Annotated in this window: 14 protein-coding genes and 1 pseudogene; 9 read left to right on the top strand and 6 right to left on the bottom strand. The window is 49.8% G+C overall.

Annotated features, from left to right (window positions below):
* Positions 1–26 precede the first annotated feature (26 nt).
* Positions 27–752, bottom strand: coding sequence for a DUF3379 family protein (locus tag G5S52_RS12845; protein ID WP_165014102.1), 726 nt, complete (start codon positions 750–752; stop codon positions 27–29).
* Positions 745–1,314, bottom strand: coding sequence for a sigma-70 family RNA polymerase sigma factor (locus G5S52_RS12840; RefSeq protein ID WP_002537816.1), 570 nt, complete (start codon positions 1,312–1,314; stop codon positions 745–747). The genes G5S52_RS12845 and G5S52_RS12840 overlap by 8 nt, the downstream gene beginning before the upstream one ends.
* An 866-nt stretch (positions 1,315–2,180) precedes the next feature.
* On the opposite strand from G5S52_RS12840, the gene fadI reads away from it, so the two are divergent.
* The gene (gene fadI, locus G5S52_RS12835; protein WP_165014100.1) at positions 2,181–3,491 is read left to right on the top strand and encodes an acetyl-CoA C-acyltransferase FadI; all 1,311 of its coding nucleotides are present in this window, start codon (positions 2,181–2,183) and stop codon (positions 3,489–3,491) included.
* A pseudogene (gene fadJ, locus G5S52_RS12830) lies at positions 3,491–5,610 on the top strand (fatty acid oxidation complex subunit alpha FadJ). Before fadI ends, fadJ begins: the two are co-directional and overlap by 1 nt.
* 88 nt (positions 5,611–5,698) lie before the next feature.
* Here the strand turns inward: fadJ and G5S52_RS12825 are convergent.
* Positions 5,699–8,476, bottom strand: a complete 2,778-nt coding sequence (locus tag G5S52_RS12825) for an insulinase family protein (RefSeq protein WP_165014098.1) — start codon at positions 8,474–8,476, stop codon at positions 5,699–5,701.
* Between the two features lie 141 nt (positions 8,477–8,617).
* Between G5S52_RS12825 and sixA the strand changes: the two genes are divergently transcribed.
* Complete coding sequence (gene sixA, locus G5S52_RS12820) at positions 8,618–9,112, top strand: phosphohistidine phosphatase SixA (RefSeq protein WP_165014096.1); 495 nt, start codon at positions 8,618–8,620, stop codon at positions 9,110–9,112.
* Between the two features lie 77 nt (positions 9,113–9,189).
* On the opposite strand, the gene smrB is transcribed toward sixA, so the two are convergent.
* On the bottom strand, positions 9,190–9,723 hold the full coding sequence (smrB, locus tag G5S52_RS12815) for an endonuclease SmrB (RefSeq protein WP_002537807.1): 534 nt from the start codon (positions 9,721–9,723) through the stop codon (positions 9,190–9,192).
* 109 nt (positions 9,724–9,832) lie between these two features.
* Between smrB and prmB the strand changes: the two genes are divergently transcribed.
* Positions 9,833–10,765 (top strand): 50S ribosomal protein L3 N(5)-glutamine methyltransferase, encoded by a 933-nt coding sequence (gene prmB / locus G5S52_RS12810; protein WP_165014095.1) that lies wholly within the window; start codon positions 9,833–9,835, stop codon positions 10,763–10,765.
* A gap of 220 nt (positions 10,766–10,985) precedes the next feature.
* A complete protein-coding gene (gene aroC, locus G5S52_RS12805) occupies positions 10,986–12,071 on the top strand; it encodes a chorismate synthase (protein ID WP_165014093.1) in 1,086 nt (361 codons plus the stop codon).
* A gap of 120 nt (positions 12,072–12,191) precedes the next feature.
* Here aroC and G5S52_RS12800 read toward each other — a convergent pair whose 3' ends face one another.
* Complete coding sequence (locus G5S52_RS12800) at positions 12,192–12,851, bottom strand: trimeric intracellular cation channel family protein (protein ID WP_165014091.1); 660 nt, start codon at positions 12,849–12,851, stop codon at positions 12,192–12,194.
* A 224-nt stretch (positions 12,852–13,075) separates the two neighbouring features.
* Between G5S52_RS12800 and G5S52_RS12795 the strand changes: the two genes are divergently transcribed.
* A complete protein-coding gene (locus G5S52_RS12795) occupies positions 13,076–13,600 on the top strand; it encodes an elongation factor P hydroxylase (RefSeq protein WP_165014089.1) in 525 nt (174 codons plus the stop codon).
* 9 nt (positions 13,601–13,609) lie between these two features.
* Positions 13,610–13,876, top strand: a complete 267-nt coding sequence (locus G5S52_RS12790) for a YfcL family protein (RefSeq protein WP_002537801.1) — start codon at positions 13,610–13,612, stop codon at positions 13,874–13,876.
* A gap of 59 nt (positions 13,877–13,935) precedes the next feature.
* Here the strand turns inward: G5S52_RS12790 and mnmC are convergent, their stop codons facing one another.
* A complete protein-coding gene (mnmC, locus tag G5S52_RS12785; RefSeq protein WP_165014087.1) occupies positions 13,936–15,939 on the bottom strand; it encodes a bifunctional tRNA (5-methylaminomethyl-2-thiouridine)(34)-methyltransferase MnmC2/FAD-dependent 5-carboxymethylaminomethyl-2-thiouridine(34) oxidoreductase MnmC1 in 2,004 nt (667 codons plus the stop codon).
* Between the two features lie 199 nt (positions 15,940–16,138).
* Between mnmC and fabB the strand changes: the two genes are divergently transcribed.
* Positions 16,139–17,350, top strand: a complete 1,212-nt coding sequence (gene fabB, locus G5S52_RS12780) for a beta-ketoacyl-ACP synthase I (RefSeq protein ID WP_165014085.1) — start codon at positions 16,139–16,141, stop codon at positions 17,348–17,350.
* Between the two features lie 207 nt (positions 17,351–17,557).
* Positions 17,558–18,697, top strand: a complete 1,140-nt coding sequence (locus G5S52_RS12775; protein WP_165014083.1) for a 4-phosphoerythronate dehydrogenase — start codon at positions 17,558–17,560, stop codon at positions 18,695–18,697.
* Position 18,698 lies beyond the last annotated feature (1 nt).

The following is an 18,698-nucleotide window of genomic DNA, read 5'->3' as shown; positions in this document are numbered from 1 at the left end:
TCCCCTAGATTTTGTAATGGATTGTATCAGGCCTTCTGATTGAGATGTTGCTTCAATTGTTCAGCGACAGGCATGATATCTGCGCCTTCTTTGCCTACTACAATCACACTGCTGTTATTGGTTGCTGGCAATGAAATAGCTTCCATATTGCCATCGCTATAGTTTTCCATAGCTTTGGATTGCTGCGGCACAACAAAAACAGTGAAATCTTCGCCATTGTTACCTTTAAGCACCATATGAACAGCATGCTTATCAGCAAAGCTGCAATGGTTGATGTACGACACTTCGCCAGGTAACTGACCATTAAAGGTTTTACCTAATGGTGACAGCTTGGCATTCACTTGGGTCAAGGTTGCACCCTCGAACACGTTATTGGTGAAGTCTTCTTCATGGTAATAGTGCTCTAGGGCAATTTGTCCCAAGCTTGCTTGTCCAGGCAATACCGGTAGCGCCTGCCAATTGAATTGGCCCAGCATAATGCCGAAAGCAAATGCAACAGAAGCGGCGATAGCCAGATGAAAGCGTGGCTTCCTTGCTTCCCGCACTACGTCACTGGTTTGTTTAAACAGGACTTTGTCGACCAAATCATCCGGCACATCCACGCGCAGGGTTTGATCTAACAGCGCATCTAGCTGATCCAGCTCTGATGCTAACTTTTGATTGGCAGGCGATTCGGATTTGGCTGCCAGAATCTCAGGATCTTTGTCCTGAGGGTCCGCCAGAAGGCGTCGACGAAATTCGAGCTCATCCATTTAGCGCACCTCGCTGGCCTGAAGTTTGATTGTCCATGAACTCTTTCAATTGATTTCTCGCTCTGAACAAACGCGTCATAACAGTGTTTTTATTTAGGTCTAAGATCTCAGCGATCTCTTCACCGCTAAACCCGGCAACGACCTGCAACACCAACGGTTCTCGATATTCTGGTGACAGACGCATGATTTGCTTGTGAAGCCATTGCTGTTCAACCGAGGCTTCTTCACTAGGGCGTGCATCGTCTGCAACCTGGTGGTCATCAATATCTACCAGTTCGAGTTGTTTACGCTCGAAACGGCGTGCATTTTCGCGCCTAAGGATGGTGATCAGCCAAGCTTTGGCGGCGTTGTCATCTTGAAGGCTATCAAGCGAGCGCCATGCACGTAGGCAGGTTTCCTGCACCAAATCTTCCGCTACGTGCTGGTCTTTCGTCAACCAGTATGCATAACGGTAGAGGTCTCTGTGCCAGGCTCTCACGAGCGCTTCGTATCGTCTCTGCTTTTCCATATCACTAGAGACCTTGGTTTCTGACTTTTTATTTCCAAACAATTTCAAAACCATTCTATCATCCTGATTATTTAGGATTTTAAATACCAAATTGCTGCAAAAATTATCACCAAAGGTCAACAGCCCCTAAGGAATCAATCTGGCTTTAAGACGGTTAGCCGCTCTGCTGTAATTGTAGTGTTGATTGGGCTAATAAATAACCATGTTAAATGTAAGGAGCTTGTCTTCTGAAGGTGATTTGGTTTGAATTTAATCAATTAGGCAGCAGTTGTAGTGTTTTAGACAGTTTTCTAAGAATCGAAATAGCCCAACTAAATGCATATTTATCCAAGCTAACTCGCAATCCTCCCTTCGCTTTAGCCTCTCTTTCCTTCGATTGATGAGTAATCAAACAAAAAATTGATCTGCTTCAAAATCGCTTCCTGACGCGTGGGTATAGTAGGCACTGTCATCTGGTGACGTGTTACAGGCTTCGTTGGTTTACCGAATCTGTTGCATGAAACCGTGTTGAGCAAGATGACAAACTTCCTTTTTGAAGGCTGACTTTACTTTCTCCTCAGGTCTATGACCTGATTTGCAATTGGCTTTACGTTAATTGATTTAATACGTGATTGCTTTCCACATACGTTGCCACACCTAATAGGTGTGGTTTTTTTTTGCTTTTTTTCTCAGTTATCCAGCAAGCTAATCTCTAATCTCTAATCTCTAATCTCTAATCTCTAATCTCTAATCTCTAATCTCTAATCTCTAATCTCTAATCTCTAATCTCTAATCTCTAATCTCTAATCTGGTTTTTATTTTCAAAAATGTCGTAACGGTCTATGTTTGCTTGGCAGATTTAATTAAAACGCACGTTTTAATCTGATAACAAATTGGTTACACTCTTCTGGTCTGACCTCTAATAATTGCAAGGAGCGGTAATGAACTCTCCCCAGAATCTGACTACGCGTCAGGGTGAACGTATCGCAGTCGTCTCGGGTTTACGTACCCCGTTTGCACGACAATCCACCGCTTATGCGGATGTGCCTGCTGTTGATCTCGGAAAGATGGTGGTTAGCGAAATGCTAAACCGTACCGACATTGATCCTAAGCTAATCGACCAGCTGGTTTTTGGACAGGTTGTTCAAATGCCGGAAGCGCCGAACATCGCACGTGAAATAGTGCTTGGCACAGGTATGAATGTTCACACTGATGCTTACAGTGTCAGCCGCGCTTGCGCGACCAGCTTCCAATCTGTCGTTAACGTAACCGAAAGCATCATGGCCGGTGCTGTCGATATCGGTATCGCAGGTGGCGCAGATTCTTCTTCCGTGCTGCCAATTGGTGTGTCCAAACACATGGCAGCGACCCTGTTGGCACTCAGCAAAGCCAAGACGATGAGTAAACGCTTAAAACTCCTGAGCAAACTCTCCCTCAAAGACTTGGCACCGGTTCCACCAGCCGTCGCGGAATATTCGACGGGTCTCAGCATGGGACAAACTGCTGAGCAAATGGCAAAGAGCCATGGCATCACCCGTGAAGAGCAAGATGCACTAGCACACCGCTCGCATTCTCTCGCAGCGAAAGCTTGGGCGGACGGATTGGTTCGTGACGAAGTGATGACCGCCTTCCCAGAACCTTATCGCCAGTGGATTGATAAAGACAATAATGTTCGCGAAGACTCCACGGTTGAAGGCTACGCGAAACTGCGTCCTGCTTTTGATCGCAAGCACGGCTCTGTGACTGCGGCAAACAGTACGCCGCTGACCGACGGTGCTGCAGCAGTGATGCTGATGCGTGAAGGGCGTGCCAAAGAACTTGGCCTAACGCCACTGGGTTACATTCGCTCATACGCGTTTTCTGCGATTCAGGTTGAGCATGACATGCTGATGGGGCCGTCTTACTCCACGCCAATCGCGTTAGATCGCGCTGGCATTACGCTGTCTGACCTCACTCTGATTGATATGCATGAAGCGTTTGCCGCGCAGACTTTGGCTAACGTAAAAATGTTTGCGTCCAAAAGCTTTGCAGAACAGAAGCTGGGTCGCAGTCAGGCAATTGGCGAAATCGACATGGACAAGTTCAATGTGCTGGGTGGCTCAATTGCTTACGGTCACCCATTTGCCGCGACCGGTGCGCGCATGATCACCCAAACCTTAAATGAACTTCGCCGCCGTGGTGGTGGTTTGGCATTGAATACTGCTTGTGCAGCAGGTGGTCTGGGTGCAGCGATGATCTTGGAGGCAGAATAATGACGGAACAAACAACCCCAACAAACGGAGCGTTCTCGCTGCGCTACGGTGACAACGGTGTGGCGTGGCTGAGCATTGATGTGCAGGGCGAAAGTATGAATACCCTGCAAGCCACCTTTGTTGATGAAATCAGTGCAATTCTGAGCGAGCTTGAAAGCAAAAGTGATATCAAAGGTCTGGTGCTGCACTCTGCAAAACCGGATAACTTTGTTGCCGGTGCTGACGTTCGCATGTTGGATGCCTGCAATACTGCGGAAGATGCACAGGCCATTGCTGAACACGGTCAGAAGCTTTTCTCCCGCATTGAGAAGCTGCCATTTCATGTCGTCGCAGCGATCCATGGCCAGCGCTGGGCGGTGGTTTGGAACTCGCTCTGGCTTGTCATAGCCGAGTCGCGAGTGATGATGATAAAACCCGTCTGGGTCTTCCGGAAGTGCAGCTTGGCTTATTGCCAGGCTCCGGCGGTACGCAACGTCTTCCAAGACTGATTGGTGTGCCGGGGGCGTTGGATATGATCCTGACGGGCAAACAGCTTCGCGCCAAGAAAGCGAAGAAAATGGGCGTAGTCGATGATGTGGTTCCTCAGTCTGTGTTGCTTCGTGTTGCTGAAGAGTTGGCGCTGAAGGGTAAGCCAAAACGCAAAGGTAGCTGGCAGGATTGGGCAATGGGCGGCAATGCACTTGGCCGCTCTGTCGTGTTCGATCAGGCTGCGAAGAAAACCCGTGAGAAAACCCGCGGTAATTACCCCGCCACTGAAGCTATCCTCGAAGTCATTAAACACGGCTTGGATAAAGGCGTAGAGAAAGGTCTGGCGCTGGAAGCAAAACGCTTTGGTGAGCTGGTAATGTCGTCAGAATCTGCCGCACTGCGCAGCATTTTCTTTGCGACAACTGCAATGAAAAAAGAAACCGGCGCTGATGCTGAGCCTCGCACCGTGACGGGCGTTACCGTACTTGGCGGTGGCTTGATGGGCGCTGGCATCGCTAGTGTGTCGGCGACCAAAGCCAACACGCCAGTGCGCGTCAAAGATGTCAGCAACGATGGTATTCTGAATGCCATGGCTTACAGCTACAAACTGCTGGATAAAAAGCGCAAGCGCCGCATCATTTCCAAAGCCGAAATGCAAAAGCAGATGGATCGCATTAGCGGTACGACGGACTATTCCGGTATGAGCCATAACAATGTGGTTGTTGAGGCCGTGTTTGAAGATCTGAAGCTGAAGCACCAAATGGTTGCCGAGGTCGAAGAGAATCTGAGTGAAGATACCATCTTCGCCACCAATACTTCTTCACTGCCAATCCATCAAATCGCCGAGGGTGCAAAGCGTCCTGAAAATATTGTGGGTCTGCATTACTTCTCGCCTGTCGATAAAATGCCGCTGGTAGAAGTCATTCCACATGCGGGCACTTCCGAAGAAGCGGTGGCGACAGTGGTGAAGCTTGCGAAGAAGCAAGGTAAAACGCCGATTGTGGTCGCTGACAAAGCCGGGTTCTATGTGAACCGTATTCTTGCGCCTTACATGAACGAAGCGGCAAGAACCTTACTGTCCGGTGAGTCGGTTGAGCACATTGACAATGCGCTGTTGGACTTCGGTTTCCCAGTTGGCCCAGTGACACTGCTGGATGAAGTGGGTATCGACATTGGTGCGAAGATCAGCCCAATCCTGTTGAACGAATTGGGCGAGCGTTTCCGCGCACCGGATGTGTTCGACGTGATGCTAAATGATGGTCGTAAAGGTCGCAAGAGTGGCAAAGGTTTCTTCGTTTACAACGGTAAGAAGAAAGAAGTCGATAAACGTGTTTACACCTTGCTGGGTGTTGAGCTGAAAAGTCAGCTTTCAGCACATGAACTGGCCATCCGCTGTGTGCTGATGATGCTGAATGAAGCTGCCCAGTGTCTGGATGAAGGCGTGGTGAAATCTGCCCGTGACGGTGACATTGGTGCCGTGTTCGGTATCGGATTCCCACCATTCCTTGGCGGTCCATTCCGCTATATGGATCATATTGGAATTAAGCGTCTGGTAGAAATGCTGGAACAACATGAAGCCAAATATGGTGAGCGTTTTGCACCGTGTGAGCTGCTTAAAGCCATGGCCGCGGAAGGGAAGACGTTCCACTAAATTAAGCCTTAAACAAAAAATCCCCGGCTGTCCCGGGGATTTTTATATCTGAAGCATGGAAAAAGGCACCAGCGAAGGTCGACAGACTTTAGTTAATCCGCTCTGTGCGATTGCGACGAAACGCTATGACAGATTCGATTTCCTTTGTGCCTTCAAGGCTACATTCATCGGGGTGAGCGCCACCGCAACTGTGCATGATCAGACGATCTGATGTACGCGGTTTCAATTGCTCGACCACAAACTTCACCATATCTGCGCGGTCCATATCGCGGATAGCGGCAGCAACGTTCTGGCGCTGGGTAAATTCAGCATCCTTATTGCCAATACTGATCCACAAACGCTGTGCGCGGGCGCGTAGGTTGGCATCAGGCTCTTCTATCTGTCCGAGTAACCCTTGTTTACTGGCTTGCCATTGCGCTTCGTTAAGCTCAAGCAGCACCAGGAAGAAGGCGTTAAGGAAGTCGTCTATTGCTTCCATTAATTTCGCTGGGCCAGCCTGAGGTGACTGCACGTAGAAGATCAAACCTGGGTGACGGTTCATTGGCATATTGCCTGAGCCTACCATATAGCCAAGTTGCTGCTTGGTACGCAGCTCGTTGAAGAAGATGGCAGACATCAAATGCTGAGCGAATGTAAATAAGGCGACATCCTGAGGTTCAGTGCCGTGGCTCTGGTAGTAAACCAGTACGGCTGAGTCTTGGCTGTCACATCCTAGATGATATGACGCACTACCAGCGCCTTTCAAAAGAACCAGTGGTCGGGTGGATTCCTGATAACGTTGATTGTGCACACGAAGGGCATCTTTTACGGGCTCAGCCAAATCCAGTGTTTGCTGTTTCTGCCAGTTGCCGTAAACAAACATCTCAACATGCAGTTCCGACATCACGCGATGTACAAAGTCAGGTAGCTCTGTCACCTGCAGTGGTTCCAATGCATCGATGAGCGCTTCATACGTTGGATTGTTCGGTTGCAAGATGCCTGTCATCGAATTGTATAAGCGGTTAATGGCTTTGTTTTGAGTCGCGTTCTTCCAACTACGCAGCAACTGGGTTTTGATGATTTCAAAGCGCTCAGGTTTAAAATCGCGCTTGGCAAATTTATCCAATACCAAATCCATCAGCAGCGGCAGCTTTTCATTGAAGCCGCTGAGCTTCAAAGTCACGCCACCTTGATGGGCATAGAGGTTGTAATTCAGGCCAGCAACTTCGGCAGGGTAGGCTGTCTCATTGATCGACTCCATCAGCATTTCAACACTGACGCGGGTCTTTACGATGTTCTCGACCGATTGCACCGCATGAGGGCTGTCTATCGCAACGTAAACCACGCCTTTCGGGACGCGAAAATCAGTGTCTTGCAAGTGCCACAAACGAAAGCCCGGTAACTCCTGAATCATCTCAGGTAGCTGTTGTTCTGGCGCTTCAAGTTCAGCAGGGTCGAGTTCATAGCTGATAAAAGGGTTTGGCTCTGGCAAAGCCAGTGCAGGAGAGATATGTGCCGCACGCCATTTTTCGAGCTGAGCTTTGGTGAATGGTTTCACGCTGTAAGGGGTGTCGTACCAATTTGCCATGCGATCATAATTGCCACCTTTGGCAATCAGCGTCAGGCGAAGATGGTCGGGTGTCAGGTAGCCAAGCATCTGGCGTATCAAGGCTTCGTCATATTCCTGCATGATGTAGTCGCCATACAGCACATCATCATCCTGATAATGCTGCATGTTGAGCACCATATGACTCACGGTATCGATAGGGCGTGACGGCTCTTGATAACGAAACGCCATTTCCTGTACCGCACGTTTTTCTGCATAACGCCAATCATCGAGACCCTGCTCGCGGATAAGGCTGATGGCCTGAAAAATGTAAGTCACGATATCGTCAATCTTGGTCAGTCCCGCCTCGGTCAGGCTAACACTGACTGAAAATTCGCGGAAATTCGAACCGCTGATGCCGCCACCAGCAGACAGATTATTGATGAGCCCTTTGGCTTTGAGCAAAGACATCACACTGCCAGTACCTTCATAACCAAGAAGATGGGCTATGTAGGAAAGTGGTTTTATTTTGTAATGCTCATCGGTCGCTGGCATCGAAAATGCCAGTGTCAGCTTACGAACATCTTTAAGCGGCTCGATGCAGACAAACTGCTGCAACTGGGCTTTATCGACAAACGGGACGTCTGGCACAAACGGCGACAGGTCAAGATTCGGAATATCACTGAATGTTTGGTTTGCCAGTGTTTCCAAATCGTCCAGCCTGAATGGGCCAGTGATAGAGGCTGCCATCAGGTTGGCACTGTAATGGGTCTTGTAAAAAGCAATCAGCTCATCACGTACCGAGCTGCCCTCGCGATCCGCAAGGGTGTCGAGGCTACCGACAGAAAATTTGGAGAAAGGGTGCGCCGGGTTGATGGTCTCTTTCTGCACCTGATAAATCCGGCGCACATCGTCCTGAAGCTTCAGGCGGTATTCTGAGTCAACCGCGTTGCGCTCTTTGTCGACTGCTTCTGCATTGAACAAAGGCGCAGAGAAGAATTGGCCGAATCGATCCAGCGCTTCTTCGAAATGGTCGTGTCGGATATCGAAGAAAAAGGTGGTGTTTTCGGTTCCGGTCCAGGCGTTGTTATTACCGCCATGGCGGCTGATAAAAGATTGGAACTCACCGACATCAGGATATTTCTCTGTACCGAGAAAAAGCATGTGTTCTAAGAAGTGCGCTAAACCTTCACGGTCAGCGGGATCACAGAAGTGTCCCACATTCACGGTTAACGCAGCAGCACTGCGCGGTGCTTGCACATCTTCTACCAGAAGCACCCTCAAATTGTTGGCGAGAGTAATAAGGCGGTAGCTACGATGATCGTTGGGACTGATTTGCACAAAGCACCTTCACTGGTAGTGGCAAGGTCTTAATTATGACCACGTAAGTAAATTGAGGCAAACATCTGTGCGATCAGTCGTTCCAGATTAAAGAATTGACTGGTAGCATATCGAAGAATACTCAAAATCAGCTGTTGTGATATGCGAATTTATATTATGCGCCACGGTGAGGCACACACCTTTGCCGCCAGTGATGAAGAACGTCCGCTGACCGATCGCGGTGAGCAACAATCGGTTGAAATGGCACGCTGGCTCGCACAAGAGCTGCCAGAGGGAAAACTGGACTTGGTTTTGGTGAGTCCTTATTTACGCGCACAGCAGACTTGGTCAGCATGTGCTGCCGTTTTGCCCGAAGCGAAAAGTGTTTTGACGGAAGACGGTATCACGCCGTATGGAGACAGCGAGCACGTTGCTTCTTACCTTCGCGCTTTAGTTTCCGTTGATAATCCAACGTCGATTCTTTTGGTTTCTCATCTACCGCTGGTGGGTTATCTCACGGCAGAGTTTGAGGCTGATTTGCAGCCGCCAATGTTCCCGACATCTTCGATTTCCTGCATTGAATACAATCCTGAAACAGAACAGAGCGAAGTGCTGTGGATGAAAAGTCCATCGCAAGTGATGGGTTACGCATCCTGACCGCTTGGTTGAAAACAGCTTTAAGCAGACATAAAAAACGCCCAACACAGGGCGTTTTTTTGCATTTGTGCTTCCGGCTATTTTTCCGGGATTTCAATCAGAACCAGTAAAGCGCCATCACCTCCAAATTCCAGTGGTGCCTGATGGAATGCCAATACGTCAGGGTGTTGCGCCAGCCAAAGTGGCGTCTTCTGTTTCAGTATGTGTTTGCCAATACCGTGCATGACACAGGCACAACTGATCCCTTCTTTTATACAGGCTGCAATCAATGCGCCTAACTCCCGCTTAGCTTCCAGTTGCGTCATGCCGTGTAGGTCCAGGAACATATCCGGCACGTAAACACCGCGGCGAAGCCTTTTCACTTCGTATTTGGAGACACCTGTACGCGCATATTGGGTTGGCCCATCTTCTTTCAGCAGCGGTTCAAACTCGTCTGAAAAATAGAAGGTGTGGTCGCGCGCCGCGGACTCTGTCTGCTTCTTGCGCGCTTGCTCTGTTGTCTGGCGTCTTGGCGGGTTTATGGTATCCTGCTGCAGTTTTTTAACGCCTTTCACCGCATCGCGGAACAATGACATGTCGTCATCTTCTGGGATCGGGGATTTCTTACTCATAAGTCATTTCCAAATTCTGTTAGCTGCATTTTACTTAAAATAAGAACAATGTCTGCTTTCCTGTTGGAATCGCCCTGACCGCGATGTGTTGAGGCTACTGGAGGCCATTTTGGATAGAATTATTGTTGATGAAGTCGTCAACGAGCTGCGTACGCTGCAAGACATGCTACGTTGGACGGTAAGTTGCTTTAATGCAGCAGGAATTTATTACGGTCACGGAACGGACAATGCATGGGACGAAGCGGTACAACTGGTACTGCCGACACTTTATCTGCCAATCGATGTGCCTGCAGAAACGCAAACTGCGCGTCTGACCACCAGTGAACGTCACCGTATTGTTGAACGCGTAATCCGTCGTATCAACGAGCGCACGCCAGTGGCTTACCTGACAAACAAAGCTTACTTCTGCGATTTGGAATTCTACGTGGATGAGCGTGTGCTGGTGCCACGTTCACCAATCGGTGAGCTGATTCAGAATCAGTTCAGCCCAATGCTGGAAGTCGAGCCAAACCGTATCATGGATCTGTGCACGGGCAGTGGCTGCATTGGTATTGCCTGTGCCTATGCGTTCCCTGGCGCTGAAGTAGATCTGGTGGACATTTCTACCGATGCGCTGGAAGTGGCAGAGATGAACATTCAGGAGCATGGCCTGGAGCAGCAGGTTTTCCCTATCCGCTCAGATTTGTTCCGCGATCTGCCAAAAGACAAATACGACCTGATTGTCTCTAACCCACCATACGTGGATGAGGAAGACATGAACTCGCTGCCGGATGAGTTCCGTCACGAGCCAGAGTTGGGTCTGGCTGCAGGAACCGATGGCCTGAAACTGATGCGCCGCATCATCGCCAATGCACCGGATTACCTCACCGAGCAAGGCATTTTGATCTGTGAAGTGGGTAACTCCATGGTTCACGTTCAGGAGCAGTATCCGCACCTGCCACTGACCTGGCTGGAGTTTGAAAATGGCGGCCACGGTGTCTTCCTGATGACCTATCAGGATCTGGTCAGTGTTGCTGACGAATTTTCTATCTATAAAGACTAATTGTTGTCTTTACCCCTAAGAAAAAGGCCGAAATTATAGATTTCGGCCTTTTTTGTATCTCTCTTTCCGGTTTTGCCTCATTTCTTGAAACCAGCCCAGTATTACAGGGAGTTTCCACCTGTACATAAAAAAAGCTTTTGCTTCTCAATCGCGGTTATGTTTCATTAGGTGCATGCTAATGCGGTTGTGATATGTCGACCGGAGAGAAACAGAGGAAGTAATGGCAGGCAATTCAATAGGTCAGGTTTTTCGGGTCACCACTTTTGGTGAAAGTCATGGATTGGCGTTGGGCTGCATTATTGACGGTTGCCCACCGGGACTTGAAATTTCAGAAGCAGATTTACAGGTCGATCTGGACCGTCGTCGTCCGGGCACCTCAAAATACACGACTCAACGTCGCGAACCTGATGAAGTGAAGTTCCTTTCTGGCGTTTTCGAAGGCAAAACAACGGGGACTTCGATTGGTCTGGTTATCGAAAACACCGACCAGCGCTCGCAGGATTACTCCAAAATTGCTGACCGCTTCCGTCCGGGTCATGCCGACTACACCTACCATCAAAAATACGGACACCGCGATTACCGTGGTGGTGGCCGTTCATCAGCGCGTGAAACGGCGATGCGTGTTGCTGCGGGCGCGATTGCGAAGAAATACCTTAAGCAAGAGTTTGGTATTGAAGTCCGCTGTTACCTCTCTCAAATGGGTGATGTGACCATCGACAAGGTCGATTGGGATCAAGTTGAGCAAAACCCATTCTTCTGCCCGGATGAATCAAAGCTTGAAGCCTTGGATGAACTGATCCGTGCGCTGAAAAAAGAAGGCGATTCTATCGGTGCCAAACTGACTGTGGTCGCGAATAACGTGCCTGTTGGTCTTGGTGAGCCAGTGTTTGATCGTTTAGACGCAGACATTGCTTACGCGCTGATGGGTATCAATGCCGTGAAAGGCGTGGAAGTGGGTGATGGCTTTGACGTCGTCAACCAGCGCGGCAGCGAGCACCGTGACGAACTGACGCCGGAAGGTTTTAAATCCAACCACGCGGGTGGCATCCTTGGTGGGATTTCATCTGGTCAGGATATCGTTGCGCACCTTGCATTGAAGCCAACTTCAAGCATCACGGTACCGGGTGAAACCATCAACGTAGATGGTGAAACCGTCGATGTGATTACCAAAGGTCGTCATGACCCGTGTGTCGGTATCCGCGCTGTGCCAATTGCAGAGGCCATGGTTGCGATTGTATTGATGGATCACCTGCTGCGTCACCGCGCGCAGAATGCGGGTGTGCATACCAATACACCGAAGATTTGAATGAAAGATCCTAGGGCCTAGGAAAAGAAGGTCCTAGAATTAGCAAAAGCCAATACAAGAGAAAAGGGCTGACGGTCTACACCGCCAGCCCTTCTTTTTGTTCTTTGCTCTTCCTAGGACCTAGGATCTAGGTCCTTCTTTTCCCAGAATGGTTTGTTCTTCCGCTTCAAAACTAAACACCGGCAGACTCCAACCAAACTTCACCGCCGACATACGGAAGACAAAGCCAGTCACCAGCGTAGAAATGGTCGCGATGTTCTCATCAATGCCAAATTGGTTTCCGTAGGTCATCAGTGCCCAATACATAGCGCCGGCTAAGAAAGCGACAGAGGCATAAAGCTCTTTATGCAGCACCATTGGCTGACGGCGACACAGCAAGTCACGCAAAAGGCCACCAAAGATGCCTGTGACCAGCGCAGACACCACACAAATCAGCGGCGACAACCCCATATCCATGCCCACGCGACAACCGATAATGCTGAAAGCAATCAGACCGAGTGAGTCCAGCCAGACGAAAAGCTTGTGATTGCGGGCAACCCAAGATGCCATCCAGGTCGTAATGATACCGGCAACGCAGACAATCACCAGATAGTGCGGGTTAGCGACCCAACCAAGCGGGTAGTGACCGAGCAAAATATCACGCACGGTACCGCCGCCAATGGCTGTGCAGGCTGCGACCAGCATGACACCAAACCAGTCCATATTCCTGCGGCCTGCCGCCAGTGCGCCTGTCATGGCTTCAGCGGTAATTCCAACGATGTATAACGTGGACAACAACATGATATTCAGTCACTTGCATTTAAATGGGGTGATTTCGCGCAATCATAGTTGTGATTAACCTCTCAATCCAATGAAAGGTTGTGAAGTCACGCATGAATTGAGTTCATGCTTTTGATGGTGGAATTGGCCTAAAACGGCGCTTTTTGCTGCGACAATGAGGGCTTTGGCAGGTAAAATGCCCGCTTAACTGAATTTGCTGTAACTTCATTATTACAATTCGCGCAATGCAACACGATTACAACGATCTTATTTCTGTCTTTAATCAGACTTTTATTGATTCTTTCAACACAGAATTGCTGCTGGGCGGCGATGAGCCGATTTATCTGCCTGCGGATGATGACAACCCACACCACCGAATCATCTTCGCCCGCGGGTTTTATGCTTCTGCGCTTCATGAAGTGTCACACTGGTGCATTGCCGGGCCTGAACGCCGTCTGTTGGAAGACTTTGGCTACTGGTATCTACCGGATGGACGCGATGAGCAGACGCAAGCTGAGTTTGAGAAAGTCGAAATCAAACCTCAGGCAGTTGAGTGGATTCTGTCGGCCAGTTGTGGCTTTCGCTTTCAGGTAAGTTGCGACAATTTAAACGGTTCTTTTGAACCTGACCGCTCGGTATTTACCGCAAAAGTGCGTGAGCAAGTGATGAAATATCTGAAAGACGGCATGCCAGCGCGCGCCAAAACCTATTCAGATGCCCTTCGAACGTTTTATAATCGTCCTCCTTTAACGCCAGCAGACTTTTCCTGAGAGCTAAAAATGATCCAAGAATACGAAGAGAAAATCCTCGACCTGATTGATGCCATGGTAGAAACCGCATCGGATGATGAGTTGTTTGCCAGCGGTTATCTACGCGGTCATGTCTCGCTGGCGGCCGCAGATTGTGAGCAGGACGGTATCGAAGATGTGTCTGCACTGAAGGTACGTGTTGACGAAAGCCTGAAAGAGAATTCAAACGAGCTGAACCCTTCCGATCAAGTGCTGGTGGGCAACCTCTGGGCATCGCTGCAGCAGCAGGCAGGTTAAATACCAACCAGATAAGAAGAAGGCGCCAATCGGCGCCTTCTTTGTTTGAATTGTCCCTACTAAAGAGCTTTACCCTTGAGCAGTTTTCTCACCCACATCCGTCCCGGATGCAAGGCATTGAGCACATCGACCGGCATGGGGAGTGGGTCGCCACAAAGTTGTGAAGCCAGAAGCTCACCGAGGATTGGCGCTGAGGTCAAACCGCGCGAACCGAGTGCCAACAGGCTATAGAGGTTCGGGTAAACCGGTACGTCTTCGGCACTGTCTTTCTTGTCACGTAAATCACCGTATACGGTTTTCAGGGCTTCAAAGTCGCAGACATCACCGACAAACGGCAAATGATCGCGGCTGGCACAGCGAATACCTACACGACCACCACCATGGTCAGTATCAATCTCTTTTGGCCACTCAGCAGGAATGCAATCGATCAGGCGCTGCTTGTTGTCAGCCTGATCGTCCATGCGGAAGTCCATGGAAGTATCATTCCGGCTGTAGCTGGCGCCAATGCAATGAGTGTCATTTTTTGGGTTGGCCGGCGTCAGGTAGCCGTCATAACACAACACGGTTTTAAGCTGCTTCAACGCTGGCGTGGTATTGATGTGGGACACCTGACCACGAACCGCATAAGCAGGAATGGGGGCGGTTTGCTCAAACTGGGTGAACTTGTGACCATTAGCAATCACCACGGTATCGTGAGTCCGTTCGCCTTGGTTTGAAGACAGTGTCCACGTCCCGTTCTGATGACTGGCTTTCGTCACTTCGGTATTGTAATGACAGATCAACAGGCCCGTTTTCTCTGCATTGGCAATCAACCCCTGGGTTAACTGTTGAGGGCACAACCAACCGCCGAGTGGATAGGTGACACCGCCGTGCCCGGTTTCAATGCCAGTCAGTGATTCGGCGTCTTCTTTGGTGATGCCATGGATAAGAGATTCCGGAAAACCGCCTGTCAGCATCTTCGCCAATTTGTCTGCGCTTTTCTCATCCCACCCCAATTGGGTGACGCCACACAAATCGTGATCAAAAGAAACCGTTTCTGCTGCCTGTTCAATAAACTGACGGGAGAACAGAAATGCCGGCGCAAAGAAGCGTGAAAGGGCATCGTCACTGCCATTTAAAAGTGGATACACCGCGCCTTGTCGGTTGCCAGAAGTGGCAAGCCCAGACTTGTCATGCTCGCAATAAAGGGTGACTGATTTTCCACGGCGTACCAGTGATATTGCCAAGGTGGCGCTCGCTACACCGCCACCAATAATCGCAATGTCATTGCTGTTTTGTGGTGCGGTACGTTTATACCAAGGAGCCTGTTGGTGCGGCTGGTTACGCTCGACCATGGAGCCGACAATCATGTCGCGCTTGGTGCCATAGCCCCTGGCTTTCTTCATTTCAAAGCCTGCGTCAATTAAGCCGCGGCGCACAAAGCCAGCTGCAGTGAAAGTGGCCACGGTACAGTCCTGTTTGGCCAATCTTGCCATGCCGTCAAACAGCGTCTGACTCCACATTTCAGGGTTCTTGCTTGGAGCAAAGCCGTCCAGAAACCAGCAATCCACAATTCCTTCATCAGACGTCCACACTTGCGGCATACAGTCTTTGATGTCGCCGAACCACAAGTCTAGCGTGATCATGCCATCTGCCAATACCAAACGGTGGCAGCCAGAAACTGCTGCTGGGTAGTGTTTGCGCAGTGCTTTAGCGAAATCCGCCAGTTCAGGCCAGGCTGCGTGGGCTTTTTCTAAATCAGTGACGGAGACTGGGAACTTCTCAAAGCTGATGAAATGAAGTTGGTTGACTTGAGCCTCAGGGTTTTCCTTTCTAAATTGGGCAAACCACTGCCACACAGCCAAGAAGTTAAGGCCTGTACCAAACCCGGTTTCCGCAATCACGAATCGGTCATGTGAAAAGGTATCCCAGCGGTTTGGTAGCTGGTTTTGCTGCAGGAACACGTAGCGCGTTTCTTCCAGACCATTGGCATTGGAAAAGTAAACATCGTCAAAGTTGTCAGAGACCGGTGTTCCGGCGTCATTCCAATGGATTTGGGCGTGTTCAATACGGGTTTGGGTCACAAGCCTTACCTTAATAAAAACGGGGTTTGCACGTCGAGCGCGGATTCTATCGCCAATTCGACGGAATATACAGAACCGACGACGGGTCTGTGTCAGTATGTGAAAAATTTCAGCTTACACCTGTACTCTAGGAAAGCTGACCACTTAGGCTTATCAAAACCGCTATCATCGGTGCGAACTCGAATTGTAGGAACAAAAGATGAAACGAGCCGTAATTACAGGTATGGGAATTGTTTCCAGCATCGGTAACAACGTTAAAGAAGTGCTGGAGTCATTAAAGACGGGTAAATCAGGGATTAGCTTTTCCCAACAGTTCGCAGACATGAAGCTTCGCAGTAATGTCTGGGGTGATTTAAAGCTCAATCCTGCTGATCACATTGATCGCAAAAAGTTTCGTTTTATGGGCGATGCTGCTGGCTTCGCTTATCTGTCAATGGAACAGGCTATCGAAGATGCCGGTTTGACAGAAGAGATGGTGTCTAACGACCGCACCGGTCTGGTTGCTGGTTCTGGTGGTGCATCATCAATTAACCAAGTTGCAGCCACAGACACATTACGTGAGAAAGGCGTAAAACGTGTTGGTCCTTACATGGTGCCACGTACCATGTCTTCGACGGTTTCAGCTTGTTTGGCAACACCATTCAAAATCCGCGGTGTGAACTACACCATGAGCTCTGCGTGTGCGACATCAGCACACTGTATTGGCCACGCGGTTGAACTGATTCAACTGGGCAAGCAAGACGTTGTTTTTGCAGGTGGTGGTGAAGAGCTGGATTGGTCACTGACCATGATGTTTGACGCTATGGGCGCGCTGTCGACCAAGTACAACGATAACCCAGAAAAAGCATCACGTACCTACGATGCAGACCGCGATGGTTTTGTTATCTCCGGTGGTGGCGGCATGATGGTTATCGAAGAGCTTGAGCATGCGCTGGCGCGTGGTGCGAAAATCTACGGTGAAATCGTGGGCTACGGTGCAACGTCAGATGGCTACGACATGGTAGCGCCATCAGGCGAAGGCGCGATCCGCTGTATGAAGATGGCGATGCAGGACGTTGATCAAATTGACTACATCAACACGCACGGCACCTCTACGCCAGTGGGTGATGTGAAAGAGCTGGGTGCGATTCAGGAAGTGTTCGGCAACAACAGCCCAGCAATTTCTGCCACCAAAGCCATGACCGGTCACGCGCTGGGTGCGGCAGGTGTTCACGAAGCGATTTACTCCACCATCATGCTGGAAAACAACTTCGTTGCACCAAGCATCAACATTGAAAACCTGGATCTAGCTGCTGAAGGTCTGGATATCGTGTCGGAAACCCGTGAAGTCGAGCTGAAGACAGTCATGTCTAACAGCTTCGGCTTCGGTGGTACCAACGCCACGCTGGTTATTAAAAAATACGAAGGATAGTTGTTAGCAATAGCCTAACGTGTCCTAACGGTTTTCCGGGACGTTGGCTTTATGCCTACAACAGACGCAGGTTTAGATCGTTGAGAGCCGATCTCTACCTTTCAGATCCTGGATTTTGCCCGGCCAATTGGCCGGGTTTTTTCGTTTTATCTGGCGCAAAAAACCGTCACAATAGCGCCAATGAAATAAATGTAAGAGTAAACGCACTTGAACATTCTGATTGATGAAAATATGCCGTATGCTGCTGAGCTGTTCAGCAAGCTGGGTACGGTGACCGCAAAAGCAGGGCGTACCCTGACAGCAGAAGACTTGATTGACGTTGATGCGTTGATGATTCGCTCCGTCACCAAGGTTGACGAAGCACTGCTTGAAAAAGCCAACAAACTGAAGTTTGTCGGCACGGCAACCGCAGGCACCGACCATGTTGATGCGGAGCTGCTTGCCAGCAAAGGTATCTTCTTTACTGCTGCGCCAGGCTGTAACAAAGTGGGTGTGGCTGAATACGTGATAAGCGCGCTGCTGGTACTGAGTCAGCAACAGGGCTTTTCTATTGCTGACCGTAAGGTCGGCATTGTGGGCGCAGGTCAGGTGGGAAGCTACCTGTCGAAGTGTCTGTCTGCGCTCAGTATTCCGCACCTTTTGTGCGACCCGCTCAAACAAGCGGAAGGCGACACACGGGAGTTTCATCCTCTACAAACCCTGATTGCAGAGTGTGATGTCCTGACCTTCCACACGCCGTTAACCAAAAGCGGTGAACACCCAACTCATCATCTGATGGGTGACGCGGAGATCGCTGCACTGAAGCCTGGTTCAATCCTTATCAACGCGGCTCGCGGTCCAGTAGTCAGTAACGACGCACTGAAAGCTGCGCTGAAAACACAGCAGTTAACTGCTGTGCTGGATGTTTTCGAGTTTGAGCCGGAAGTGGACATGGAACTTCTTCCTATGTTGGCTTTCGCCACCCCGCACGTTGCGGGTTACGGACTAGAAGGCAAAGCACGCGGCACCACCATGATCTACAACAGCTACTGCGAGTTTCTGGGTAATCAGGAAGAAAAAGTCGAAGCGGCGTCTTTGCTGCCAGTCGCGCCAATTCCAAAGGTATCACTGAGCAAGCCTTGGGACGAAAGCGATCTGATGGCACTGTGCCAGCTAATTTATGACATCCGCCGTGATGATGCCGAGTTTCGACGCGCGATGGCTGACATTGACCAGCAACGCACAAGCTTTGACCGCTTGCGCAAGAATTACTGGGACAGACGCGAGTACAGTGCAATTACAGTAGCGGGCGAGGCAGCGTTTGGGTTAGAGTCGCTCGCTAATTTAGGTTTTACCGTAGAGGAATAAT

This window comes from Grimontia sedimenti (assembly GCF_011045095.1).
GTDB lineage: Bacteria > Pseudomonadota > Gammaproteobacteria > Enterobacterales > Vibrionaceae > Enterovibrio > Enterovibrio sedimenti.
Note: the sequence above shows the minus strand (reverse complement) of the source record. Positions and strands in the feature narration are given on the sequence as shown.